The sequence below is a fragment of the Peribacillus sp. B65 genome, assembly GCF_058513295.1.
In genome coordinates this window covers 4,702,569-4,727,493 of sequence record NZ_CP195840.1, presented here as the reverse complement: position 1 = coordinate 4,727,493, position 24,925 = coordinate 4,702,569, and the positions used below count along the sequence as shown (strand labels likewise).

Genomic DNA, 24,925 nt, shown 5'->3' with positions numbered 1-24,925 from the left:
AAAGGAGGGGGAGTGTGATTTGAAAGCGGCGGTTTGGTTCAGGAAAAGTCTCGTCATTTTAGTATCCGTTTTGACGTTTGGTCTTGTCACTCCTTCAGATCTGGCGTGGCTTGCGGAAGCCGATTCGTTAAAGGATACTAAAAAAGGGTTAGTGGAAGAAGAGGGATTATCCTATCTTCCTTCGCAAAATTCTACTGAACTAGAAGAGGAATTCAACCGGGAAGAATTTTTATCGGGCATAATGAATAAGGCAGAGGAAAACGCATTTGTGAAATTTGGCGAGAAGATCAATCCTAAAATTGGTGATGAGTTCAAAATGGCCATATTACCCAAAATGGAAGAAGCCATTACCGAAATGGCTGCCCAATTTCCAGACGAGAAATTACAGCAATTAACCATCACTGAGCAGCCGAGTGCGGGCAGGGCCGAAAAAATATTTCATATTTATGATACAAACAGCGGCAAGGATATCATCAGATTCCATGTCAGGCAGGAAAATCCTCCACTGGAAGGGTATTGGTTCGATTTTCATTATCATACCCATCATGATTCATTTGCCACCCATTATAATATAGGGAAAATATATTGGGATAAAAATACGCCGCCAGAGTGGACGAGTAAACAAAGGATCTCATAGCGGTTGGTTTCGTTGATTTTATGTAAGTGTAAGAGTATGATGAAAATGAAGTGAATTTCTAATAGCATCGAAATGATACGTTGTCATGCAACGTATTTATTTTGTGTTGAAATAAAAGCAGAGTTTTTATCATAACGGGGAACAATGTGAACAATGTTATTTTAAAAGGTTTTCTAATTTTGCGGTTATAGTAGCAGAGGAGTCTTTATCATGTCAGAGTTGTTAAATAACATCATGCAAACGTATGCACAGTTTTTTGACTGGCATATGTGGGTCGAGGTTTTATCCGACCCGGTGAGCTGGGGATTGATTGGAACGCTCGTATTAATGGAAGGGTTGCTATCAGCGGACAACGCTTTGGTATTAGCAGTAATGGTCAGGCACCTTCCGGAAAAACAACGGAAAAAAGCACTTTTTTACGGTTTATTAGGTGCTTACGCTTTTAGATTTATAGCGATTGGAATAGGTGTTTTCCTCATTAAGCTTTGGTGGGTGAAGGTAATTGGAGCAGCCTATCTTGGTTGGCTCTCATTTAAATACTTTAGGGATAAAAGAAAAAAACAAGCTGATGAAGATATTCAGGGAATGAATAAAAACAGCATACTGATCCGTATGTTTGGTACCTTATGGGGAACGGTTGCCGCAGTGGAATTGATGGATATAGCATTTTCCGTCGATAGTGTCTTGGCCGCATTCGGGGTGAGTGAAAAAGTCTGGGTGCTTTTGACAGGGGGAATGATTGGTGTCTTGATGATGCGGGGAGTGGCGGGATTATTTCTAAAATTGATAGATAAGGTTCCTGAATTGGAAACTGCCGCATATGTCCTTATCGGATTCATTGCTATAAAAATGTTATTGGCCGTTGCAAGGATAGAAATCCCGCCTGCAATCTTTTTTGCCTTTATTTTGCTGATTTTTGGCACCACGATCGTATTCCATTTGAAGAAAGGGAAAAAGCTTAAGGAACATGGTTGAGCACTATTTAAAAAAGCTGCCATCGAAAATAATGGCAGCTTTTTGTCGCAAAAGTTTCAGAATGGTATCATCTCGAAGCGCTTTTACGATTTTTTTGTTCCTAATTCGACTTCCCCAATTATGAATATTACCATTTCTCGGTCTTTCCATAAAAAGCTCTTTGTTTTATCGATTGACTTCCTCTATCTTCTTTAACTAACGACTCAGGAAAGAAGGAGAATCAAATGTAGTGAAGAATTAATCTCGTTAAGAATGGTATTTTACCTGGAGGAAGTATCTATGGAATTATGAGGTGGTTTATATGACAGAAATATCTAGTTTATGTTCCGAGGGGGATCTGTTGTTGATGAAAAAACAGCGTAACATTATTTTATACATTGGTACTTCAATTGATGGCTATATTGCAAATGATGATGGTACATTAGAGTGGTTAGAATCAACAGAAGTAGAAGGAGACTCTGGCTACAAATCACTACTGGAAAGAATCGACACAGTTGTAATGGGAAAAGGAACTTATGATGTCATTCGTGGATTTGAGATGGATTATCCTTATAGTGAATTTAAAAATTATGTATTTTCCAAATCTGTTAGTGGCTCAGATGAATATGCTACATTTATTGATGAAGATGTCAAAACTTTCATTAAAAATATTCTACATAAGCCTGGTAAAGATATATGGTTAATTGGTGGAGGGAACTTAGCCCGTGAATTTTTTAAAGAAAATTTAATTGATGAATTCCAGCTAGCCATTGCACCCATTATTTTAGGGAAAGGAATCTCCCTTTATATCGGAGATGATATTACTGTAAATTTCAAATTAACCAAAGTACAAAAATTAGGTCAACTTGCTATGCTTCATTATATTAAAAAATAAAATATTAACTGCATTAAACCAAATGGATTTTGAAACATTTACAGGTATTGTAGAAATGGACGAAACGTATTTTTTATACTCTGAAAAAGGTAAAAGAAGTATTGAAGGGCGTAAACCACGCAAACGTGGTGGTTCTTCAAAGTTTCGTGGAATTAGTCACAAGCAGGTATGTGTTCTTATTGCAAGAGAACGTCAAAAATCTACCTATTCAAGTGTTCTTGGTAGAGGAAGAATCGTCAAAACTCAATTAGAAAATGCTATCGGCAATAAATTGTCGTCGGACAATACATTTTGCACCGATGCTTGGAGGGCATTTTCTCAAAGTGATAATATATCAATAAGTAGTATGATAGTAGAAAATTGTCTTTTCAAGACAGATGTTACTTATAAAGAGTTAAGATTATCAACCTTTAATAAATGAATACATTGGAACTACGGGGGCGGAAAATTGAATATAGAAGTTGGCTATTTCCCGAAGAGATATTATGACTCAAATCCTGATGCTGGAGGTTTTTTCCCGTTTGCAATAGAAGGCACTACGCCATATGTTTTCTCAATGGATGGCTTTTATCTACCAGAATGTGATGAAAATTTCCTGCCATTGTGGATGAGAAACATTCAAGCATTTCCACTTTATTTTTGTGCTGAGGTTTCTTCTTATTGCAAAGATGAGTTTGAACATAATTGCAAGGAATTCAATATCAGTTATAGATACTTAACTAACCGATACGTTGTTACTGAAATCCAGAATGAAAAGCAGTTTCAGGAGATTTTCCCTTTCTATATTACTCTTGGTAGTGGGAATGATTTAGTTTTATGGTCCACAAACAAAGATGTATTTAGTGTAGAACAAAGAGAATGGAAAGGAAATTGGGAAGGGAAAATTGCGGGAACAGTAGTGGTTAAAGTAGAAGTCGATACAAGTATTTTTTGGATTGGCTATGATGGAGATAACATTGCGGTTATCTCAAGTCAATCGAATTTCGCAACATATAAAAAAATAATCAAGACTTTTCCCGATTTTGTAGTTCCAAAGCTATGTAAGTACGAGTAATTTTAAAAATTAAAATGATTATGAGACCCCTGATAAGAGAAGGTCTCATTTATTTGACTAAAAAACAACAATATTATTTAACATAACCAAAATGTTAAAACAAAGTTGATTGAAGCGGAAGGTGCGAGACTCCTGCGGGAAAAGCGAGTCGAGGGTAGACCCCACAGGCGCAAAAGCGCCGAGGAGGCTACCGGACCGCCCGCGGAAAGCGAGTGCCTGGAGCGGAAATCAACGTCTAAATTGTGCACATATAAAAAAACTGTAGGCAAACTTGATTTTTCATCGAGGTTGCCTACCCGTCTGAAGCTGACATCAAATATGATGTCAGCTTTTATTTTGGAAAATATCAATTATTTGAAGAAGGGCTGTAAATGTTGTGAAGAAAAGCAATGGCAATAAAAAGTTAAGCCAAAGTGAAGACAGTAGCGGATGCAGCAGTATGCCAAATAAGATGGAGAAGAGAAAAAGGTCGAGAATGATGAACACTCTTAAACTGTAAATATCAAGCACTTCTTCAGCAAGTTCTCGGTGCTCCTTCAAGATTGCTTTTTTATTATTGGTTTCCATGCGATCACCTTAAACCTTTTACGATTATATACTGTTGATATATGAAAAGTGCGGATCAATGGTTCTTCTCATGATGAATGGCAACCGAAATTACCAAAAAAACATAGAGTTTTTACATTAGGGCAATATGTTATACTAATATAATAGTATCGAAGGTTTAGAGTTTTTAAATAACATATATTTTCTTAACATAAATGAGGAATGAAGAAGGGGGGAGAAGCGTGTGAAAAGGAAGAAATGGTTATCCATACTTGCATTATTTGTCTTTTTATTCTCAATGCTCTCCTATTCATTAGCGAAGGATGAAGGGGTGAAATGGCGGAATTTACCCAAAGATAATCTTTTAAGACAAGCTGGACTTTTTAAAGGCAATAAAGAATTGCAACGAATATTTTTATTTCCAGAAGAGGAGTACGATGAAAGGGAAGCACTTAAAATTGCTGGTACCATTAATAAACTGCCTCATTCCCTATTGAAGAAAACTGCTGAAAGTGGTGTGAGGATCAAACTATTCGATGGTGATTTAACAGAAAATCAATCCGCAGCAAAATTAAAGGGGAAAACTCCGCGTGGTTATTTGAATAAAGAAACAACTTGGGATGATGTGCCTGGTATGGGCGGATCACATACGGTATTGGTTAAAATCGGGGCAAGTGACAAGGGCAACGGGCATGGCTCCGTTAATTTGGAACTGCATGAGCTGGGGCATTCTATCGATAATATAGTGTTTGATGGAATCCGTGAAGACATGGATTATTTGAAGATTTGGGGTAAGGAAGTGGATGGGCTGTTTCCCGGGATTACGTATTTTTCCAATTACCCTGAGGAATACTTTGCAGAAACGTTTGCCATGTTTTATGTGAACGATGAACAAAATCAATTGCTTAGACAAAAAGCACCCAAGACTTATAATTTTATTAAGCAATTAGATTAAACATTGGGCAATAATACGTTAAAATAAGGAGAATGAAAGTAGAAAAGGTGGTTTATCATGAAGCAATATTTAGATTTATGTAAGCATGTACTCGAAAATGGAACGCAAAAGGGTGATCGTACGGGAACAGGAACGATCAGTACCTTTGGATATCAAATGAGATTCAATTTAAAAGATGGATTCCCTGTACTTACAACGAAAAAGGTTAGTTTAAAAGCGATTATCCATGAACTATTGTGGTTTTTGAAGGGTGATACGAACGTTGGCTACCTTCAGGAAAATAGCGTGCGCATCTGGAATGAATGGGCTGATGAAAAGGGAGAATTAGGTCCGATTTATGGTCATCAATGGCGTTCTTGGGGAACGGCTGATGGAAGGCAAATCGACCAAATCAGTGAATTGATCGAACAAATCAAAACGAATCCAAATTCAAGAAGGCTGATAGTCAGTGCTTGGAATGTTGGGGAACTGGACGAAATGGCCTTGCCGCCTTGCCATGCTTTCTTTCAATTCTATGTCGCTGATGGTAAGCTTTCATGCCAGCTATACCAACGTTCAGCGGACGTCTTTTTAGGTGTTCCTTTTAACATAGCTTCATATGCGCTCTTAACGATGATGATCGCCCAAGTGTGTGATTTGGAAGTTGGCGAATTTGTACATACTTTCGGGGATGTCCACATCTACTCTAACCACCTTGAACAAGTGGAACTGCAGTTGACTCGTGATCCCAAACCATTGCCAATCATGAAAATCAATCCGGATGTGAAAAATATCTTTGATTTCAGCTTCGAGGATTTCGTTTTGGAAAATTACGAAGCTCATCCCCATATAAAAGGTGAGGTAAGCATATGATTTCATTGATAGTTGCTATGGATCAAAATCGTGTGATAGGTAATAACAATAAACTGCCGTGGCATTTACCGGCCGATTTGCAGTATTTTAAAAAAGTTACCATGGGCCATCCGATCGTCATGGGCCGAAAAACATTTGAATCGATCGGCAGGGTCCTGCCTGGCCGGGAAAATGTCATCGTTACCCGCAATCAGGATTTTAAAGCGGAAGGCTGCGTAGTTTTACATGATATAGCACAAATCAAAACGTTTGCAGATAGCCGTGATGAGGAAGTTTTTGTGATTGGCGGAGCCGAAATCTTCAAGGAAATCCTTCCTGTTACCGATCGCCTGTATATAACGGAAATCCATGAAACCTTTGAAGGTGATACTTTCTTTCCAGTGATTGATGAAAATCAATGGGATAAAGTCTCCTCAAAACCAGGCAGCATCGATGAAAAAAATCATTATGCACATGATTTTATTATTCTACAAAAAAAATAAAGTGCTAATCCGATTATGGGGAAATGACTATAATCGGATTTTTTTGGTATGAAACGAACAAAAGCAAGAATTTTTAGAAAAATCAATTACATTAATAACAGTAAAGTGCTATAATGATTGAATTCATTAAGGAAGGAAATGAGGGATTGTTATGAATCAGACTGCATCTAAGAATAGGGGGATTCAATTGGAAGATATTCTAATTGCCTATAGAGAACTGAAAGAAATCGTTTTGCATACTCCTTTACAAAAAAATCAGAGGCTCTCTGAAAAATATGATTGTAATGTTTATTTAAAACGCGAGGACCTACAACACGTACGTTCCTTTAAATTAAGAGGGGCTTACTATAAAATGAAAAGCCTGACCGCTGAAGAGACGAAGAATGGAGTCGTTTGTGCCAGTGCAGGAAACCATGCACAGGGAGTAGCTTTTTCCTGTAGCCAATTAGGTATCCATGGGAAAATTTATATGCCTGCTACAACTCCAAGGCAAAAAGTCGATCAAGTGCAGTTATTCGGAAGGGATAATGTGGAAATCATCCTTGTCGGGGATACTTTCGATGATGCATTTGCCATGGCGATGGAATGCTGTGAAAAAGAAGAGCGTTCCTTTATCCATCCATTTGACGATGAAAAGGTAATCGCCGGGCAGGGTACAACGGCTGTAGAAATCCTGAATGATTGTGAAGATGGAATCGACTATGTATTTGCCGCTATGGGCGGTGGCGGTTTAATGGCCGGAGTATCGAGTTATTTCAAATCGGTTTCCCCAAATACGAAATGCATTGGAGTTGAGCCGCAAGGTGCTGCTTCGATGGAATACTCCTTCAAGGAAGGAAAAGTTTCTGAGCTTGAAAACATAGATACATTCGTTGACGGGGCAGCTGTCAAGTGTGTGGGACAGTTGACATATCAGCTTTGTAAGGAAAACCTGGAAGATATCGTTGTCGTCCCTCCAGGCCAAATCTGTACGACGATTCTCGATTTATATAATCAGCATGCGATCGTAGCTGAACCGGCAGGGGCTATATCTGTAGCCGCGTTGGATTTATACAAAGAACAAATCAAGGGCAAAACGGTTGTATGCATGGTCAGCGGAGGGAATAACGACATTGGGCGTATGCAGGAGATTAAGGAGAAATCCTTATTATATGAAGGGCTGCTTTATTACTTCATCGTGAATTTTCCGCAACGTGCCGGAGCTTTAAGGGAATTCCTTGATGAGGTGTTAGGACCGAATGACGATATAAGCCGTTTTGAATATACGAAGAAAAATAATAAAGAAAGCGGGCCGGCCCTGGTTGGTGTAGAACTAAAAGATAAAAATGATTATGAAGGGCTCATTCAGAGGATGAACAAGAAAGGATTCTCTTTCGTAGAGGTCAATAAAGACAGTAATTTATTTCACTTATTGATTTAATCATGGATTAAATGTTAAATTAGGATAGAATAATACCTATGTTTTTACATTTTATTCTGCCGGCCCAGTCGTATATGGGCATACTGTCGATAATTGTTACCATTCTATGACGAATTGCCAGTTTCCTTTCAATTGGTTGGAAATGGTATTATAATCGGGGTAGGTCTAATTACAACACCAAAGGGGATGTATCCATGTCGAACATTGGAGTACCTGGTCTAATTCTCATCTTAATATTGGCTTTAATTATCTTTGGTCCGAAGAAACTTCCAGAAATTGGACGCGCATTTGGACAAACACTTCGTGAGTTTAAAAAGTCCACGAGTGATTTAACAAAAGGTGATTATGAAGAAGATAAGAAGCTACAACAAAAAAATCATGAATGATTGAATGCTGGGCGTAAGATGCAACCGTCTTGCGCCTTTATGCTGGAACAAAGATACGGATTTTCAGATGAAGGCGTGATCAACTTTGGAAGATAAAGAATTAAATATCATCGATCATCTCGATGAATTGAGAAAACGGCTCATCATTACAGCTGTTGCTTTTGTCATCTTTTTTATCGCCAGTTTTATTTATGTTGAGGAGATTTATAATTGGTTCGTGAAAGATCTCGATTTTGAACTGATGGTATTGGGACCGAGCGATATTATCTGGATTTACTTTATGCTTGCAGGTGTCGTAGCCATTGCGGCAACGATACCGGTAATTGCCCTGCAAATCTGGTTATTCGTTAAACCCGCTTTGATGCCAAATGAAGTAAGGGCGACCCTTGCATACATTCCGGCACTTTTCCTGCTTTTTATCGGAGGGCTTGCTTTCGGTTATTTTGTCATCTTCCCGACCATTCTTCAATTTTTGATTGAATTGGGCGATGGGATGTTCATAACCAGTTTTACAGCGGATAAGTACTTTTCATTCGTATTTAATATGACGATACCTTTTGCTGTTTTATTCGAGCTTCCCGTCGTTACCATGTTTTTGACCTCCCTTGGCATAATTAATCCTTATGTGCTTCAAAAGTTAAGGAAGTATGCATACTTTGTACTGGTTGTCATAGCCATATCGATTACGCCGCCCGACTTTATGTCAGACTTTATGGTGATGGTTCCGCTGCTGTTATTATATGAAATCAGTATTTCTTTATCTAAAGTCGTCTATAAACGAAGGGTGAAACGTGAAAGCTTGCGGGAAGGCACCTACGAGGAAGGTTTATAAAAAGAGGTCCATAAAGGCATTTTGTCCTTTATGGGTCTTTTTTTTTGTGAAAGTCAATCTGATTTGTCTGTTTTTTTACACATTTGAATATTTATACTTTTGGATTTATTGTGTATAATGTAAGCAATCGGTGAAAAATGAGGATTGATATTTTGATGTTCAAATGCTTGGAATTCAAAGATTGTTTTGGACATAAGGTCACAATTTCAGAAATACCTGTCTTACTGCCTAGTGATCCGAATTTTTTTATGTTGACCGTGCGTTTGGAAGTATTTGTAAAGAAGGTTTTTGCCAATAAAGATCATAAAGAAAATTACTCATTTAAGCATTATTTAGCATCCGTACTCAAATGGCCCGTTTATAACAAGCTTTTTTTTGGAAGTTTACTAAATAATGCTTAATGCGGACTGTTCCATAGCTAACATCTCCGTTAAAAGAGATGACACGAATGCCATGCAATATCTAATAAATCGGCATGTGTTCAGGTTAGCTCATGGGACGGTCTTTTTTTTGTGTGAACATTTCAAAAGACTAGTATCACTTCACTTGATAAAAAAAGACCTTTGGTTTGAATGCGTACCTTGAATAGGTATAATACAATAGATATGTTAATTTAGGGATGTGTAATGATGAATAAAGTAAAGATAGTAACAGACTCGACAGTAGATATGACACCAGAGGAACTGGAATTTTATGATATAACAATGGTCCCTTTATCGATTTTTATAGATGGGGAGACTTTTTTGGATAAGGTTGAAATCGAACAAGAAGAATTCCTGAAAAGAATGAACCAGTCAAAAGAACTGCCAAAAAGCTCACAACCAGCCGTAGGTACCTTTGTGGAGGTATATGATGAACTAGGAAAAGACGGCAGCGAGATTATTTCCATACATATGACAGGTGGCATGAGCGGTACAGTTCGCTCAGCGGAAAGCGCAGCAAGCATGTCTGAAGCGAAGGTTACCGTTCTTGATTCGAAATTCATTTCAAAAGCGATGTCATTCCAGGTGATCGAGGCAGCGAAGATGGCGAAGGAAGGGAAATCCGTAGCTGAAATAATTGATCGACTGGAACATATTAAAAAGCAGTCAAGTTTAATCATTGTCATAGAAACACTTGATAACCTAGTTAAGGGTGGAAGAATTGGCAAAGTTTCTGCTTTTATTGGTTCATTGCTGCACATAAAGCCGATTGCACTTCTTGATGATGGTGTACTGAATCCTGTATCCAAAGCTAGGAGCCAGTCACAGGTCGTGAAGTTCATCATCAAGAAATTCAAAGAAGATACTCAAGGCAAAAAAATTAGAGGCATTGGTTTTGTCCATGCGAATGGTCTTGAAATAGCCGATAAAGTCCGCCACGCCATTTCAGACTTAACAGGATATCAAGACATAAAGATAGAAGCAACGACTGCCGTCGTAAGTACCCATACGGGTGAAGGCGCAATGGCAATCATGTATTATTGGGACTGATATGGATAAACCATGTGAAACTGCGTTTGGCGACGGTTTTGTCACTTTTACAATTGTCTTTAATTCGTAGAAATAGTTGCTGTTCTCATTCCGATTGGTCTGTTAGAATAAATGAAGTAACAGAATATTTTATACATAAAGGACGGGGTAGGGATGAGAAAGCTGCAAGTGCTTATGGCAGCTATGGGAGCATCAATTTTTTTGCTGTTGACAGCATGTGGTTCCAATGGTGTACCTGATGCCAAAAATTGGGATCTTGAAGATTTCAGTTACATCGATCAGGAGGGTAAACCTTTCTCAAAAAGCGATCTCAAAGGAAAGGTTTGGGTAGCGGATTTTATATTCACTAGCTGTGAGACGGTCTGTCTCCCCATGACTTCGAATATGACGAAGCTGCAGCAGCAATTGAAGGATGAAGGTATTACTGATGTAGAGTTCGTTTCATTTTCCGTGGACCCGGAAATTGACAAACCTGATGTTTTAAAAAAGTTTGGTGACCAATTTAATGTGGATTACGGCAACTGGCACTTTCTGACCGGTTATGGACAGGAAGAAATCGAGCAGTTTGCATTGGATAACTTTAAAACGATCGTCAAAAAGCCAGAAGCAGAAGATCAGGTGATTCATGGTACCAGCTTTTTTCTGATTGATCAAGAAGGAAAGATCATCATGGATTATACAGGCCTGCAGGATATTCCCTTTGATGAAATCATTAAGCATATTAAAATTTTACAGAATTATTGAACAGGTTAAATGACCTGTTCTTTCTGTTTTCATCCATCTTTATTATGATTTCAATGTAGTTTTAAAGATGCTGAAAATGAGCAATAATTTTATGAAGAAACAGCAGTGGTGAAGAATGATTTTACATGCTCAGTACATGCTAATTTTTATAGGACTAGCTTTAATTCACTGCATTTTTCATATTGTATAGTAAGGAATGCTCAATTCTGGAAGTACAATGAAGTATATTGTTTGCAATCTTTCGTTTTCTGCATGATATAATATATGGGTAGGAAGGTGAGGGTCATGAGATACAAAATCACCTGTCTTTTCATATGCCTAGTTTGGATTTCAGGCTGCAGTCAAAGTGAAACAGCCTCAAATCAGCCATCTGTTCAGCAGAAAAGCATAGTTGAGCTGAGTAAAAAGGAAACCATTCCTGCCAGCTTTTTTCCGGACCCTGTGAAAATCGTATCGATTGGCGACTCCTTGACTCAAGGTGTCGGTGATAGTAAAGATAATGGCGGGTATCTGCCTTATTTACAAAATAAGCTGGAAAAAGAACCATCGATTACTTCAGTTGAGATGATTAATCATGGCATACGTGGAAATAGGACCGACCAACTATTGAAAAGACTGGATAAGACTAGGATTAAAGAAGACATAAAGCAAGCTGACTCGATTGTCGTCACAATCGGTGGAAATGATATCATGAAGGTCTTTAAACAGAATTTCTCCAACTTGGAACTGAATCAGTTTGATTCGGCAAAAATAGGGTATGAAAAAAGATTAAGGCAGATACTTGATAAGGTTCGTTCCGAAAATGAATCTGCGCAAATTTACCTTGTAGGCGTCTATAATCCATTTTCCAAATGGTTCGGAGATTTTTATGAACTTGATATGATCATGAATGATTGGAATGAAAGCGGAAAAGAGATCATTGAAGAATATGATTCAGCCTATTTTATTGAAATAGCAGACATTTTCGAGAATTCCGAAGAAGATTTGCTGTATGCCGAGGATTATTTTCACCCAAATGACCGCGGGTATGAATTAATCGCAACAAGAATCTATAATGATATGGATATTACCACTATCGGAAAGGACACATTGGAAGCGAGTGCCAAAGGAGATGATGACCAAGAATGACAAATGTCAAATGGAAGACTTTGTTTATTTCCCTATTAGCCCTAAACATCCTGGTCATCCTGTTTGTAACGATTTTAGTTAATCTGCCGACTAAAGATAAAGATCTGATACCCAAAGTAAGCCATGAAGAAGATATCCAATTTCAAATTCATACGAATCGGGAAGATTTGACAAGATTAATCAACCAGTATCTGGATAAAGAGGGATTGACGGGATCCATTCACTACGAAGTGTATTTAACGGATGAAGTCGAATTATATGGAACAATGCCATTTTTCAACCGTGAAGTGGAAATGAAATTGACTTTTGAACCAATTGCCCAAAAGAATGGGGATTTGATCCTGAAGCAAAAATCAATTGCAGTCGGTAAAATGAACCTTCCTGTTTCATATGTAATGAATTTAATAAATGAGCGTTATAATATGCCGGATTGGGTTAGCATCAGTCCCAATGATGAAAGTATTTATGTGTCATTACAGGATATGGAACTGAAAAGCGATATTAGGGTTAAGGCGAATGAATTCGACCTGAAAAATGATGATATTTCATTTTTATTGACCATCCCATCATCATTACAGTGATAGTGAATAGATGGATAAAAAACCAGGATCGATGCATCCTGGTTTTTTATCCATTTATGGAGATAGTGTTAAGGTTTCTAGTGAGGATGTCTGCCGATTCGAACCAATTAAATAAATGGTTGTAGGAGTATTGACTTGGAAGGCTTTGTTTGGCAAAGGGAGTGCGATCTCTTTTGTCCCAGCTATCCTCACTTCGAAGTCTACTATCATGGGATGTATATTAAGATATTCGCTTGCTTTCCTGAAATGAAGTTGATCAAAAACGACATCTCCATCTTTGACGGCAATATCCACCGAGAGTAAATCATGTGAAAGCTGGATGAATCGTACCTTTGCTTCATTTGGAGGAACAAATGGATTATCTTCGAAAGATAACATGCTCAATGATTCATTAGCCAGGGCAGATGCAACAGCAATGGTATAGAAAGTCCCGCTTTCAAGTGTCACTTTACAGCTTAAAAGAGGTAAGGCGCTTTGTCCCCTGCGGTATATTTCCAATGGGTACTTGCCAGCGGGGAGTGGTAAATAACCATTGTTCTCTTTATATGAGAAATTTTTAAGGATAGGCATTTCATTTACATAAACATCAAATGATGGAGCTGTTGGGGCAGCATGTAAAAAGCGTACTTGTGCAGGCGGTAGGACACTCATTTGTTCATATCTCAATTGTTGTGTTGATTTTTCGAGACTTTTCAAATGCTTATGGAAATAATAATCATGTAATTGCGGATCGCTGTTTTTGTAATAAGACGATAGTAAATCATATGTTTCCGATTTTTGTGAATATGATTGTTTATCGCTCATTTCCAACACCTCTCATTTTTCCAGTATGTTCATATCATATGTTGTCATGCTTGGGCGTGTGTCTCCCGTTTAAAAAGAGTAGGGACGATTTTTCGTGAAGAGGGTCGATCGGCATATTATTTTACAGGGTCATATAAAAGCGTTAAAATGCATTCAATGGATTGTTTGTAAAAAAGGAGGATTTTCATTTGACAAAGCAATTAGAGAAGGCAACATTCGCAGGCGGATGTTTCTGGTGCATGGTGAAACCATTCGATGAACAGCCTGGCATCGAATCCGTTATCTCTGGCTATACGGGCGGGACTACGGAAAACCCAACGTACAAAGAAGTTTGCTCCGAAACGACTGGCCATTATGAAGCAGTTCAAATCACCTTTGATCCAAGCGTATATCCATATGAGGAGATAATCGAGTTATTCTGGCAGCAAATTGATCCGACAGATGCTGGCGGGCAATTTTATGACCGGGGAAGTTCTTATCAAACGGCCATTTTTTATCATGACGAAAAACAACGTGCAATAGCAGAAGCATCCAAGGCTAAGCTGCAGGCAAGCGGGAAATTTTCAGGACCGATCGTAACGCCGATTATACCAGCCAAAACGTTTTATCCAGCCGAGATTTACCACCAGCATTATTATAAAAAGCAACCTGAGCATTATGAAAGATATTCGATTGGTTCAGGACGGAAAGCATTTATACAACATCACTGGGGGGAAAAAAATGAAAAGTAAAGAAGAATTAAAACAGAAACTCACTCCGATTCAATATGAAGTCACACAAAATAATGGAACGGAACCAGCCTTTAACAATGAATATTGGAACTTGAAGGAGGAAGGATTATATGTGGATATCGTTTCAGGAAATCCTCTTTTCACTTCAAAGGAAAAGTTCGATTCAGGCTGTGGTTGGCCAAGCTTCACTAAACCGCTTAAAGAAGAGGAAGTAGTGGAAAACCTCGATACGAGTTATGGTATGAGAAGGATAGAAGTCCGCTCAAAAACTGCCGATTCTCATCTGGGTCATGTTTTCAATGATGGGCCGGGACCGTCGGGATTACGCTATTGCATCAATTCTGCATCATTAAGGTTCATCCCGCTCCAAGATCTTGAAAAAGAAGGATATGGAGAATACAAAAAGCTGTTTGATTGAATGCAAAACCCCCTATCAGCTAATGATAGGGGGTTATTTATTGGGTAATATTCAATCTGTGATGATTGATGCGATCCGGACATATGGAATGGTGGTAAGTTCCATTGCTTTAGTCCTGCCAGTCACCTCAAAACGGACAGTATGTGAACCGGGACGGAGCCCATTTGTGATAAATAAATATCTTTCACGGACAAATGGCCACCACGTATTCAAAGTCGTGGTTTCATTTCCGTCGATCCATACATTCACTTCCCCGCCATCAGGACTTCTAAGCAGTTTAACACCAAGCATACTTCCATTGAAGGTATATTCAATCACACTGCCCTTTTCACTGCTAGTGTAATAGCCACCCCTTGGACGGAAACCGCTCATTTTTCCATAGTGGTTAATTTCCGATAATTCAAATTCAGAACGGGCATGCAGCTTAGATGGAAGGCCTGCTACAGCCTTTTCCCGTTTGAAGTTATCCAGGAACCGTTCATAAATTGCATCAGCATATAATTTATAACCCAGCCCATTTGGATGAATCAAATCTCTTGTCAGCTGTTTTTCCGTATATCCTGAATCTTTGAATATAGGTCGCATATCCACATTGGTTGCACCGTAATGTTTGGATAAAAGTCCGATGGCTGACGCAAATTCCTCATATTTCAAGGAACTCTCTGTTATTGTGAATAATTCAGCATTAGGGTGGAGACGTTTCGCCTTTCTCATTAACGCTTCATATGTCATGGTAAAATCATCGACATTCATATATTTGCGATCATTCTCACCAAAAACGAAGAAAATCAGATCTTTGTGATCATGCTCCCTTTTTTTTGAAAGCTTGAATAGGCCTTCAAAAGCTGTGGCTCCGCTTTGGACCACGTAGTCACCGTGTAAAGAAATATCATTGGTTTCATTCATCTTATTTTCTAACTGTTTGAACCATGTTAGATTAGGCTTTTCAGCTCCCGACCCTCTTCCGATACTGTCACCAATGACGAGATATTGAATGGGCTGGCCTGATTGGAATTTTTGATAAACATTTATCGAATCATCTGATCCATATGTTTTAGGGACTTTTTGAAGGATATAGCTGATTAGAAGGATCGTGGCGATTGCAGCGAAAGGGATGAAGGATTTTGCGTTCGTTTTCAATTATGTTCCCCCGTATTGCCTTTTATGTATCCATGTAGGTATGAGATAGCTTAAAGAGGCTAAGAATTCTTTTTTCCTTATTATATCCCAATTTTAACGTAACACAATAAGTATGAAATGTTTTTTTGACATTTTTCATGGTTAGTCGCGGTAATTCAGCCAATGAATGATTACAGGTGAAGATGGTGTTGCTTGAAGTTTTTTCTTAAATCCAGAAAAATAGGCAAATGCACAGACCAAGGCGGGCGTATTGACATATGGTAAGGTGTAAAGAGAAATAAGAATTCTAAAAGGAGTGAAACTTAATGTACGGATATGGTGGAAATGTTGCAGGACCAGGATTTGGTTATGGTGGCGGTGGATACGGCGGCGGCGGTGGTTGCTGCGGATTTGGATCAGGCTTCGCATTAATCGTTGTCTTGTTCATTCTATTGATTATCATCGGCGCTTCATTCTGCTGCTAATACGATAACCTAAAGACCAGCTGATAAAGCTGGTTTTTTCTTTATATTAGGAATGTGGGTGGACCTTTTTAGGTTCCATGGTTGTTGACTGAAAAGGCAGGTTAAATCCAAGGTGGACAGGCGATACATAACCAATCCTAATTCCATTCCAGATACCGGCATGGCCAATCTGCATCAAAATAGCTTGTGTGAAAGAATACCATGAAGGTTCTGGGTTTTTCTTTGTTCACCATTTCTGCTAAAATAACGACAGAATGTAATTAATTTAGGGGGATAAAGATATGAAACCTTCCCGTTTACAAGCAGGGGATGAAATTCGCGTAATTGCTCCTTCAAGAAGTTTGGCGATTGTCAAAGGGGAACAACGCAGATTGGCAGAAGAAAGGTTAACTGAACTTGGTTTTAAAGTGACATATGGTGAAACGGCTTTGTTCCATGATGACTTTTTCTCGAATTCGATCGAAGACCGGATCGAGGATTTGCATGAGGCGTTCAGGGATCCAAATGTGAAGGGGATTTTTACAAGCATCGGGGGGTATAACGCTAACCAATTGTTACGATATATCGACTATGATTTGATTAAGGAAAATCCAAAAGTGTTGATGGGTTATAGTGATATAACCGCAATTTTATTGGCCATTTATAATAAAACAGGTTTAACTACATATTCAGGTCCTCATTTCTCGACGTTCGGGATGAAGGCTGGTCTGGAATATACGATGGAATATTTTAAAAAGGCTGTAATTGAAAGTGAAGGCTTTTATCTTGAGCCAAGTGAAACGTGGAGTGATGATTCCTGGCATTTAGAACAGGATGACCGAACTTTCCACCCGAATGGTGGATATATGGTCATTCAGGAGGGTGAAGCGGCTGGAACAATCATTGGAGGTAATCTTTGTACACTTAATCTATTGCAAGGGACAGAGTTCATGCCATCTTTAAAGGACAGCATCCTTTTCATAGAAGATGACGAAGAAAGCCATCCATTCAGTTTTGACCGGGATTTACAATCCTTGCTCCATCAGCCGGGTGCAAGTGGGATTAAAGGAATCGTCATCGGCCGTTTCCAAAAGGATTCCGGAATGACTGAATATGCCTTGCAGGAAATCATCACTTCCAAAAAGGAGATAAATGGCATACCTGTAATCGCAAATGCCAACTTCGGTCATGTCCATCCATTTGTAACGGTGCCGGTTGGTTCAAAAGCTGTAATGAAGGTGAAGAATGGAAAAGCGACGATCCAGATCCTTTCCTGACACATTATGAAGACGCCGTTCAAAAAGTGGACGGTGTCTTAATCTGTTCGGGATATGTATGAATATATTTTGCAATCTGGTGTATTTTAGGAGTCTTTCCTCTTGTAAGCCCTGGAAATTGTCCTATTTTACAAGCATTATTAGGGAATATGAGTCTAATAGTTCAAATTCTTTATTTTTCTGATATAATACTAAGAGATTTAAAATAGAAAAGGTGATTATGTGTTATTAACAATTCCAGCATCCATTCGTTTAGAAGGGGCTTTGGCCGAGTATAATAAAAAAGGCCGTGTGAGCCATACATGTTTCGTATGTAACGAAGACACTTCTAATGGGGATGCAAGTAACTTAAACTACTATAAGTTAGGAACTAAAAAGGTTTGTCATTCCTGCATGAAAAATGTTTTGCGTCATCCGTCTTTAAAAGAGTATGAATATGTACATACTTCAGTTATCGATAAAGCTGCTTTTTATAAAAATGTGCTGGCTGTTTTAAAGGATGAAAGCTTTTTGGAGTCAATTCGTGAAGAAAAACTAAATAGCGTATTGTAAGAAAAAAGTGTATCTTTTGCGGATACACTTTTTTTGTCGCCTTTTTTTACGATCTCCCATGAAACCAAGAAACTTATCCGATTACATGCCTAGGCCAATTTCTTTAGCAAGATTGCCTTCACCTGGACATACACTTTATTATATTGCATTTGTTTTTAAAGAGAAGGAGTGTGCAGGCTTATGGAGCAGTCTTCATTGATAAAACCGGTCCTGGGAGGAGCCTACCCGACTATCAGTCATGGTCAGGGAGTTTTTTTGTACGATAAAGATGGAAAGGATTACCTAGATGCTTCTTCCGGTGCTGTTACAGCCAATATTGGCCATGGAGTCCAGGAAGTCATTGAGGCGATGGTCAAACAGGCTAAGCAGGTTTCATTCGTGTATCGTTCCCAATTTACCAGCGATGCTGCAGAGAAACTTGCCGGAAAAATTGCAGAATTGACCAAAGGGGAACTGACATACAGCTTTTTTGTAAACAGCGGCTCCGAAGCGACTGAAACGGCATTGAAAATTGCCATTCAGCATTGGCAGGAAAAAGGGAAGCCTAAGAAACAAAAAATCATATCGAGATGGATGAGCTACCATGGCATCACGATGGGGGCTCTTTCAATGTCCGGACATCCGATTCGCCGGGAACGATTTACTCCTTTGCTTGAATCATATCCTTCTGTATCTCCTCCATATTGTTACCGATGTCCACTTCAACTTGATTCGCATTCGTGCGGAATGGCCTGTGCTTCGGAATTGGAAGCATCAATCCGGCGTATTGGCAGTGAAAATATAGCTGCATTCATTGCTGAACCTGTTATCGGCGCTGCAGGAGGGGCCATCGTTCCTCCTGATGGTTATTATCGAAAACTCAAGAAAATATGCGAAGAGAATGATATTTTATTCATTGCGGATGAAGTAATGACCGGCTTTGGACGTACCGGTAAGATGCTTGCTTCCGAATATTGGGATGTGGAACCTGATATCGTAACATTTGGTAAAGGTATGAGTGGAGGGTATACCCCGATAGCAGCCGCAGTAATGACCAAAAACGTGATGGAGCCCATAATGAAAGGCTCGAAATCAATTATAGGAGGCCATACGCTTAGTGCTAATCCATTATCGTGTGCGGTATCTTTGGCCGTTTTGGAATATGTCGAAAGGAATGATCTTGTCGAAAAATCGGCCGACAGAGGGAATTACCTGATTAGGGGCCTAAAAAATTTGGCAGGGAAGTATTCCTTTATCGGTGATATACGCGGGAAAGGTTTATTGATTGGCATCGAATTTGTCCAGGATAAAGCAACATCGGCCCCATTTCCGAAGGAGGCAGACGTGACAAATGAAATCATTGAATTGGGGATGAGAAATGGAATACTTCTTTATCCCGCCGCAGCAGGTCTTGATGGTGTAACCGGGGCAGCCATCATCATCTCCCCTCCGTTAACGATATCGGAAGAGGAGTGTGCTGAATTGTTAATGAGGGTCGATATAACTTTTAGACAATTCAATGAATCGATAGGTAAACGTTCATCACAACAAGGAAGTGAGTCATAGTGGTGGAAAATACATTCAGGAAGATTTGTAGTTTGGAGGATGTGCGCCATCACTTTAAAGATAATCAGTCCATCATGTATGGGGGATTCGGTGGCATAGGGACGCCTCCTGGATTGATCAATCTGATTTTGGAATCAGGCATTAAGGATTTAACCTTGATTGGTAACGATACAGGTTTCCCCGATATCGGAATCGGAAAACTGGTCACGCAACGCCGAGCGAAAAAGATCATCGTTTCCCATATCGGTTCCAATCCTAATGCAGGACTATTAATGAACAATGGAGAACTCGAAGTGGAGTTCTCTCCGCAAGGGACACTTGTCGAACGTATACGGGCCGGAGGAATGGGGCTAGGCGGTATATTGACCGATATTGGAATTGAGGCCGATATCGTCCGGGACGGCAAGCAAACCGTAAAGCTAGGTAAGAAAAATTATCTGGTGGAACCGGCATTAACTGCAGATATCGCCATTGTTTACGCAGAAATGGCAGATCCTTATGGAAATCTTATATTTGATAAAAGCGCCCGGAACACGAATCCACTCGTTGCTGCAGCTGGACAAATCACTATAGTCGAAGCCATGCAAATCGTTCCGCTTGGCTCTTTGGATCCAGAGGACATCATTGTTCCGGGTGCCTTTGTGGATTATATCATTCCATCAAAAGGAGTCGATTGGAAATGGGTTTGGGAACAGAAGATAGAAATAGAATAGCGAAACGGGCAGCAGCAGAAATAAGCGATGGGATGCTGGTCAATTTGGGAATTGGCATTCCATCACTTGTACCGAATCATCTTTTGAATGACCATAAAGTTATGTTTCATGCGGAAAATGGCCTTGTGGGAATTGGCAGTACTCCTGAAACGGGGAAGGAAGATGCGCATCTTTGCAATGCAGGCGGACTGCCGATTACCATTAGAGACGGGGCTTCCTACTGCGACAGTACTGTTGCATTTGGGATGATACGGCGTGGCAGGGTGGATATCACGATTCTAGGAGCCCTTCAAGTAAGTCAAGCGGGGGATCTCGCTAATTGGATTGTCCCGGGAAAGCGGGTGCCAGGCATGGGCGGTGCCATGGAGCTGGCGGCAAAGGCCAAAAAGGTCATTGTCTTGATGGAACATAACGATAAAGCGGGCATGTCTAAATTAGTCAAAAAATGTACGTTACCGTTAACTGTCAAGAAATGCGTACATATGATCATCACCGAATTAGGCGTGTTTTCCATAACTTCGGGGGGCCTCCTTTTAACTGATGTATTTGATACGTCCAGCATTCAGGAAATCAGGAATCGGACCGAAGCCTCGTTTACCGTCTCTGAAAACATCCATATTTTAAAAGAATGAGAGAGGAGAATGGATATGTATGAGGAAAAAATAAAAACATGGTTGAATGAACATCGGATGAATGGGGTTCAGCTTTTGCAAAAACTGGTTCAGGAACCGAGCAAAAGGGGGCAAGAAGGAAGTGCACAAGCCATAGTGGTCGAGAAGTGCAGACAACTTGGTCTAGAAATAGATCTTTGGGAAATCGGGGATGAACAATTAAGAAAACATCCCCATTTTTATTGCGACCGCCGGGACTTTAAAGGAAATCCGAATCTTGTGGCTATTAAAAGAGGAACGGGCCAGGGGAAATCCCTTATTTTAAACGGACATATTGATGTAGTTCCTGAAGGAGATCTTGCAGCATGGCACGATGAACCCTATAGCGGCAAGTTAATGGACGGGAAAGTCTTCGGGCGGGGAACGACGGATATGAAAGGCGGAAATGTATCTTTATTGCTGGCCATTGAAGCGATCGTCGAATCTGGAATCCAATTGAAGGGAGATTTAATATTTCAGAGTGTGATTGAAGAGGAAAGCGGTGGTGCCGGCACACTTGCGGCAGTCTTACGCGGGTATAAAGCTGATGGTGCAATCATTCCGGAGCCTACAAATATGAAGCTATTCCCATTACAGCAAGGTTCGATGTGGTTTCGACTGAAAATAAAAGGCAAGTCTGCACATGGGGGCACTAGGTATGAAGGAGTCAGTGCAATAGATAAAGCGGTTAGTGTAATGAAAGAAATCAAGATGCTCGAAAAAGAACGGAATGAGTCACTTCGTCATTCACTCTATAAAAATGTCCCTATCCCCATTCCAATCAACATAGGTAGCATTCAAAGCGGGAATTGGCCTTCCTCCGTGCCGGATACAGCCGTTCTGGAAGGTAGATTCGGCATCGCCCCGACAGAAACCATGGAAGAAGCACAAAAATCGCTGATGGAGCGAATAGATGTTTTAAATGAGAGTGATGCATGGTTTAAAGAAAAACCGATTGAATTAGAATGGTTTGGGGCCAGATGGCTGCCTGGCAATCTCGAAATAGAACATCCGCTCATGAAGACAATTGGCACTTATTATGAAAAAGTGGTAGGGGAGGAACCGCTTGTCGAAGCGTCCCCTTGGGCGACGGACGGAGGGTATCTTTCATCGGTTGGCTCTACCCCCGTAGTTGTGTTTGGACCAGGGGAAACGAAGATGGCCCATGATTCGAACGAATATATAGTGGTGGATAAAATGATGGAGGTTGCGGAAATCATTGCATTGACCATGATTGAATGGTGTGGGGTGGACCAGGAATAATCATTTTTCCGGAGGTCTGATTCCAGGAAGGGTCAGGCCTTTCGCAACAATTTCGAAGTTTTGAAGGGAGCGGGACAAATGGAGGCTGGAATCACTGAAAAAAGGATTCAAAAGCCAAGGTGCACCATACATATTACGATTGACCATTTTAATAAGCGAATCAGGATTGATGATTATTTAGGTCATTTTCAAGAATGCGTGGAGGAATCTTTAAGGGTGGCTAAAGACATTTCAGCAGAAAAAATCATCTTCAAGTCACGCAAGGAAAACGTTTTGGCATTGCTTGCTCAGGGCTTCCTATATGAAGGAAGCATCGACAAATTCTTTTTGGGAAGCGATTGTTTCTTCCTTGTTAAATATAACCGGAATGCAAGGCGCAACAGTGCAGAATGGGTAAAGGAAGATCAAATCCTTACCGATGTTCAGAGGCTGCCGATAAAATCCGGTTTAGATAATCCGCCATCAGCCTATCAACGCCGTAAAGCGGAAGTTACCGATGTACCTCAGCTGGCCCAATTGTATGGGGAGGTTTTTGAAGTGTATCCCACACCGATGAATGATCCGGTATATGTGAAAAAGTGCATGGAAAAGGGAACGGTTTTTTATATTTATATCCATGAAGACAGGATTGTCAGTGCTGCTTCAGCAGAAATTGATTCCTTTTACCATAACGCAGAAATCACCGATTGTGCGACATTGCCGGAACACCGGCAGTACGGCTTGATGAAACACTTGATTTCCGCGCTTGAAGAATATCTTATCTCTCATGAAATTTATTGTATTTATTCGATTGCCAGGTCGCTCTCATTCGGCATGAATGCTGCATTGCATCAGCATGGATACTCGTACCGCGGACGTTTGGCCAATAACTGTTACATCTTCGATAAACTGGAAGACATGAACCTTTGGGTGAAAAATTTCACTTGAATGCTCAATTTTAGGCGGTACATGACAAGTTTTTGGCATTTCCTCATATACATCTAGCAAGAAGGTCTTGAGGAGGGATATCTTGCCAAGTGAATTTTTTAATACAAGTGAAGTATTGGAAGCAATATTAGAAACCATTGATGAAGGCATTCATGTGATAGATCCAAAAGGACAGACCATCTTTTATAACGAAGTGGCGGCCAATCATGATGGGATGAAAAGAAGTGAGGTGCTTGGGAAACCTTTGCTAGAAGCCTTCCCTTCTTTGAATCACAAATCATCGACATTGCTGAGAGTCATTAAATCTGAAAAACCAATCTACAACTATAGCCAATCGTATGTAAATGCACATGGGCGAATCATTGAGACGTTAAACACGACGCTCCCCATATATGTAGATGGGTTTATGATAGGTGCTATCGAGATTGCCAAGGATTATTCAAGCTTGAAGCAATTATCTGAAAGGCTAGCAGACCTGGAAAGCTCGCTCAAGACGATCAAAAGTCCTGTAAGGAAAACTCCCGGGACCGATGGATTATATTCTTTCACTGAAATCCTGACTATTGATGCTGGATTTAAAGGTCTGATCTCACAAGGGAAAAAGGCTGCCCGCTCCTCCTCATCGGTGTTGGTTTATGGGGAAAGCGGTGTAGGAAAAGAGCTTTTTATTCAAAGCATACACCAGGGTTCGAGCCGCAGTAAAGAACCATTCATCGCGCAAAATTGTGCGGCCTTACCAGAAAATTTATTGGAATCGCTTCTATTCGGTACGGCTAAAGGAAGCTACACTGGTGCTGTGGAACGCCAGGGACTGTTTGAATTGGCCAATGGCGGAACCTTGTTTTTGGATGAATTGCAATCGATGCCGATTGACTTGCAGGCAAAGCTTCTGCGTGTGCTCGAAGATGGGTTCATAAGAAGGATAGGAGGTACAAAGAGTGTACAGGTGGATGTGAGGATCATGGCAGCGATGAATATAGATCCGAAAAAGGCGGTATCGGATAACAGGTTAAGGCCCGATTTATTTTACCGATTGAACGTATTGAGCTACGAGCTGCCTCCGCTAAGGGAGCGGATTGATGATATAGAGCTTCTTACTGAACATTTCATATCAATATTTAACAGTAAATTAGAATTAACCATAAAAGGCATGGATGAGCAGACAAAGGTTTTTTTTCGGGAATATCATTGGCCTGGAAATGTAAGGGAGCTTAAACATACCGTAGAATTCATGATGAACCATACGGAGAATGATGTTTTGAACCTTGCAGATTTGCCCCAGTCTTTAAAAAAGCGCACCCCGTCTGAAAAAATACTTCCGCTTCGTGAGGCGATGCTTGAAATGGAAACAAAGTTGATTACCGAGGCCCTTCTTCAAACGAACGGTAACGTTTTTCAGGCATCGAAGCTATTGCAAATTCCAAGGCAGACCTTGCAATATAAAATTAAAAAGCATATTTGAATGGAAAAAATCCGGATGCAGCCTGCAATCCGGTTTTTTTTATGGGCCTTCGAATTATTGGG

29 protein-coding genes and 1 pseudogene are annotated in these 24,925 nt (G+C 40.0%); 27 read left to right on the top strand and 3 right to left on the bottom strand.

What is annotated here, in order from left to right:
- Positions 1-19 precede the first annotated feature (19 nt).
- From ACSR9O_RS23125 to ACSR9O_RS23105, 5 genes and pseudogenes are all read left to right on the top strand, one after another.
- A complete protein-coding gene (locus ACSR9O_RS23125) occupies positions 20-637 on the top strand; it encodes a YpjP family protein (RefSeq protein WP_101225293.1) in 618 nt (205 codons plus the stop codon).
- A gap of 210 nt (positions 638-847) precedes the next feature.
- Positions 848-1,612 carry a TerC family protein gene (locus tag ACSR9O_RS23120; protein ID WP_101225292.1) on the top strand — a complete coding sequence of 255 codons (765 nt, stop codon included), beginning with the start codon at positions 848-850 and terminating at the stop codon, positions 1,610-1,612.
- 346 nt (positions 1,613-1,958) lie between these two features.
- Positions 1,959-2,486, top strand: a complete 528-nt coding sequence (locus tag ACSR9O_RS23115) for a dihydrofolate reductase family protein (protein WP_491725503.1) — start codon at positions 1,959-1,961, stop codon at positions 2,484-2,486.
- A pseudogene (locus ACSR9O_RS23110) lies at positions 2,479-2,907 on the top strand (IS1595 family transposase); the annotation flags it as partial. The gene ACSR9O_RS23115 and the pseudogene ACSR9O_RS23110, both read left to right, overlap by 8 nt.
- A gap of 27 nt (positions 2,908-2,934) precedes the next feature.
- Complete coding sequence (locus ACSR9O_RS23105) at positions 2,935-3,540, top strand: hypothetical protein (RefSeq protein WP_491725170.1); 606 nt, start codon at positions 2,935-2,937, stop codon at positions 3,538-3,540.
- A 324-nt stretch (positions 3,541-3,864) separates the two neighbouring features.
- Here ACSR9O_RS23105 and ACSR9O_RS23100 read toward each other — a convergent pair whose 3' ends face one another.
- Complete coding sequence (locus ACSR9O_RS23100; protein ID WP_101225290.1) at positions 3,865-4,107, bottom strand: hypothetical protein; 243 nt, start codon at positions 4,105-4,107, stop codon at positions 3,865-3,867.
- 223 nt (positions 4,108-4,330) lie between these two features.
- On the opposite strand from ACSR9O_RS23100, the gene ACSR9O_RS23095 reads away from it, so the two are divergent.
- The 11 genes from ACSR9O_RS23095 to ACSR9O_RS23045 all read left to right on the top strand — a co-directional run bounded on the left by ACSR9O_RS23095 (position 4,331) and on the right by ACSR9O_RS23045 (position 12,938).
- Entirely contained in the window at positions 4,331-5,041 is a 711-nt protein-coding gene (locus ACSR9O_RS23095; RefSeq protein ID WP_491725169.1) for an anthrax toxin lethal factor-related metalloendopeptidase, read from the top strand.
- Positions 5,042-5,098: 57 nt separating this feature from the next.
- Positions 5,099-5,893 (top strand): thymidylate synthase, encoded by a 795-nt coding sequence (locus ACSR9O_RS23090; RefSeq protein ID WP_048686772.1) that lies wholly within the window; start codon positions 5,099-5,101, stop codon positions 5,891-5,893.
- A complete protein-coding gene (locus ACSR9O_RS23085; protein WP_101225288.1) occupies positions 5,890-6,375 on the top strand; it encodes a dihydrofolate reductase in 486 nt (161 codons plus the stop codon). Before ACSR9O_RS23090 ends, ACSR9O_RS23085 begins: the two co-directional genes overlap by 4 nt.
- 151 nt (positions 6,376-6,526) lie before the next feature.
- Entirely contained in the window at positions 6,527-7,795 is a 1,269-nt protein-coding gene (ilvA, locus tag ACSR9O_RS23080) for a threonine ammonia-lyase IlvA (RefSeq protein WP_101225287.1), read from the top strand.
- 194 nt (positions 7,796-7,989) lie between these two features.
- The gene (gene tatA, locus ACSR9O_RS23075) at positions 7,990-8,181 is read left to right on the top strand and encodes a twin-arginine translocase TatA/TatE family subunit (protein WP_034307557.1); all 192 of its coding nucleotides are present in this window, start codon (positions 7,990-7,992) and stop codon (positions 8,179-8,181) included.
- Positions 8,182-8,266: 85 nt separating this feature from the next.
- Positions 8,267-9,013, top strand: coding sequence for a twin-arginine translocase subunit TatC (gene tatC, locus ACSR9O_RS23070; protein WP_101225286.1), 747 nt, complete (start codon positions 8,267-8,269; stop codon positions 9,011-9,013).
- 137 nt (positions 9,014-9,150) lie between these two features.
- Positions 9,151-9,414 carry a DUF2535 family protein gene (locus tag ACSR9O_RS23065; protein ID WP_306804680.1) on the top strand — a complete coding sequence of 88 codons (264 nt, stop codon included), beginning with the start codon at positions 9,151-9,153 and terminating at the stop codon, positions 9,412-9,414.
- Positions 9,415-9,642: 228 nt separating this feature from the next.
- A complete protein-coding gene (locus tag ACSR9O_RS23060; protein WP_101225285.1) occupies positions 9,643-10,485 on the top strand; it encodes a DegV family protein in 843 nt (280 codons plus the stop codon).
- Between the two features lie 153 nt (positions 10,486-10,638).
- Positions 10,639-11,229 (top strand): SCO family protein, encoded by a 591-nt coding sequence (locus tag ACSR9O_RS23055; RefSeq protein ID WP_491725168.1) that lies wholly within the window; start codon positions 10,639-10,641, stop codon positions 11,227-11,229.
- Between the two features lie 285 nt (positions 11,230-11,514).
- The gene (locus tag ACSR9O_RS23050; RefSeq protein WP_101225283.1) at positions 11,515-12,357 is read left to right on the top strand and encodes an SGNH/GDSL hydrolase family protein; all 843 of its coding nucleotides are present in this window, start codon (positions 11,515-11,517) and stop codon (positions 12,355-12,357) included.
- Complete coding sequence (locus ACSR9O_RS23045) at positions 12,354-12,938, top strand: YpmS family protein (RefSeq protein ID WP_101225282.1); 585 nt, start codon at positions 12,354-12,356, stop codon at positions 12,936-12,938. The genes ACSR9O_RS23050 and ACSR9O_RS23045 overlap by 4 nt, the downstream gene beginning before the upstream one ends.
- Positions 12,939-12,992: 54 nt before the next feature.
- On the opposite strand, the gene ACSR9O_RS23040 is transcribed toward ACSR9O_RS23045, so the two are convergent.
- The gene (locus ACSR9O_RS23040) at positions 12,993-13,742 is read right to left on the bottom strand and encodes a DUF4397 domain-containing protein (protein ID WP_491725167.1); all 750 of its coding nucleotides are present in this window, start codon (positions 13,740-13,742) and stop codon (positions 12,993-12,995) included.
- 239 nt (positions 13,743-13,981) lie between these two features.
- On the opposite strand from ACSR9O_RS23040, the gene msrA reads away from it, so the two are divergent.
- Together msrA and msrB are read left to right on the top strand one after the other, a co-directional pair.
- Complete coding sequence (msrA, locus tag ACSR9O_RS23035; protein WP_491725502.1) at positions 13,982-14,473, top strand: peptide-methionine (S)-S-oxide reductase MsrA; 492 nt, start codon at positions 13,982-13,984, stop codon at positions 14,471-14,473.
- Entirely contained in the window at positions 14,463-14,891 is a 429-nt protein-coding gene (msrB, locus tag ACSR9O_RS23030; RefSeq protein WP_101225279.1) for a peptide-methionine (R)-S-oxide reductase MsrB, read from the top strand. Before msrA ends, msrB begins: the two co-directional genes overlap by 11 nt.
- 51 nt (positions 14,892-14,942) lie before the next feature.
- On the opposite strand, the gene ACSR9O_RS23025 is transcribed toward msrB, so the two are convergent.
- Complete coding sequence (locus ACSR9O_RS23025; protein WP_491725166.1) at positions 14,943-16,031, bottom strand: SGNH/GDSL hydrolase family protein; 1,089 nt, start codon at positions 16,029-16,031, stop codon at positions 14,943-14,945.
- A 305-nt stretch (positions 16,032-16,336) separates the two neighbouring features.
- On the opposite strand from ACSR9O_RS23025, the gene ACSR9O_RS23020 reads away from it, so the two are divergent.
- The 9 genes from ACSR9O_RS23020 to ACSR9O_RS22980 all read left to right on the top strand — a co-directional run bounded on the left by ACSR9O_RS23020 (position 16,337) and on the right by ACSR9O_RS22980 (position 24,863).
- Positions 16,337-16,495: a YjcZ family sporulation protein gene (locus tag ACSR9O_RS23020; protein WP_101225277.1), complete on the top strand. Its 159-nt coding sequence runs from the start codon at positions 16,337-16,339 to the stop codon at positions 16,493-16,495.
- Positions 16,496-16,776: 281 nt separating this feature from the next.
- Positions 16,777-17,751, top strand: a complete 975-nt coding sequence (locus ACSR9O_RS23015) for a S66 peptidase family protein (protein WP_101225276.1) — start codon at positions 16,777-16,779, stop codon at positions 17,749-17,751.
- Positions 17,752-17,973: 222 nt separating this feature from the next.
- Positions 17,974-18,303, top strand: coding sequence for a hypothetical protein (locus ACSR9O_RS23010; RefSeq protein ID WP_101225275.1), 330 nt, complete (start codon positions 17,974-17,976; stop codon positions 18,301-18,303).
- Positions 18,304-18,483: 180 nt separating this feature from the next.
- A complete protein-coding gene (locus ACSR9O_RS23005; protein WP_101225274.1) occupies positions 18,484-19,848 on the top strand; it encodes an aspartate aminotransferase family protein in 1,365 nt (454 codons plus the stop codon).
- Between the two features lie 74 nt (positions 19,849-19,922).
- Positions 19,923-20,561: a CoA transferase subunit A gene (locus ACSR9O_RS23000; protein ID WP_232783021.1), complete on the top strand. Its 639-nt coding sequence runs from the start codon at positions 19,923-19,925 to the stop codon at positions 20,559-20,561.
- Positions 20,528-21,193, top strand: a complete 666-nt coding sequence (locus ACSR9O_RS22995; RefSeq protein WP_491725165.1) for a 3-oxoacid CoA-transferase subunit B — start codon at positions 20,528-20,530, stop codon at positions 21,191-21,193. Before ACSR9O_RS23000 ends, ACSR9O_RS22995 begins: the two co-directional genes overlap by 34 nt.
- Before the next feature lie 9 nt (positions 21,194-21,202).
- Complete coding sequence (locus ACSR9O_RS22990) at positions 21,203-22,474, top strand: peptidase (protein ID WP_491725164.1); 1,272 nt, start codon at positions 21,203-21,205, stop codon at positions 22,472-22,474.
- Positions 22,475-22,552: 78 nt separating this feature from the next.
- The gene (gene ablB, locus ACSR9O_RS22985; protein WP_491725163.1) at positions 22,553-23,401 is read left to right on the top strand and encodes a putative beta-lysine N-acetyltransferase; all 849 of its coding nucleotides are present in this window, start codon (positions 22,553-22,555) and stop codon (positions 23,399-23,401) included.
- Positions 23,402-23,483: 82 nt separating this feature from the next.
- Complete coding sequence (locus tag ACSR9O_RS22980; RefSeq protein ID WP_491725162.1) at positions 23,484-24,863, top strand: sigma-54 interaction domain-containing protein; 1,380 nt, start codon at positions 23,484-23,486, stop codon at positions 24,861-24,863.
- Positions 24,864-24,925: the final 62 nt, after the last annotated feature.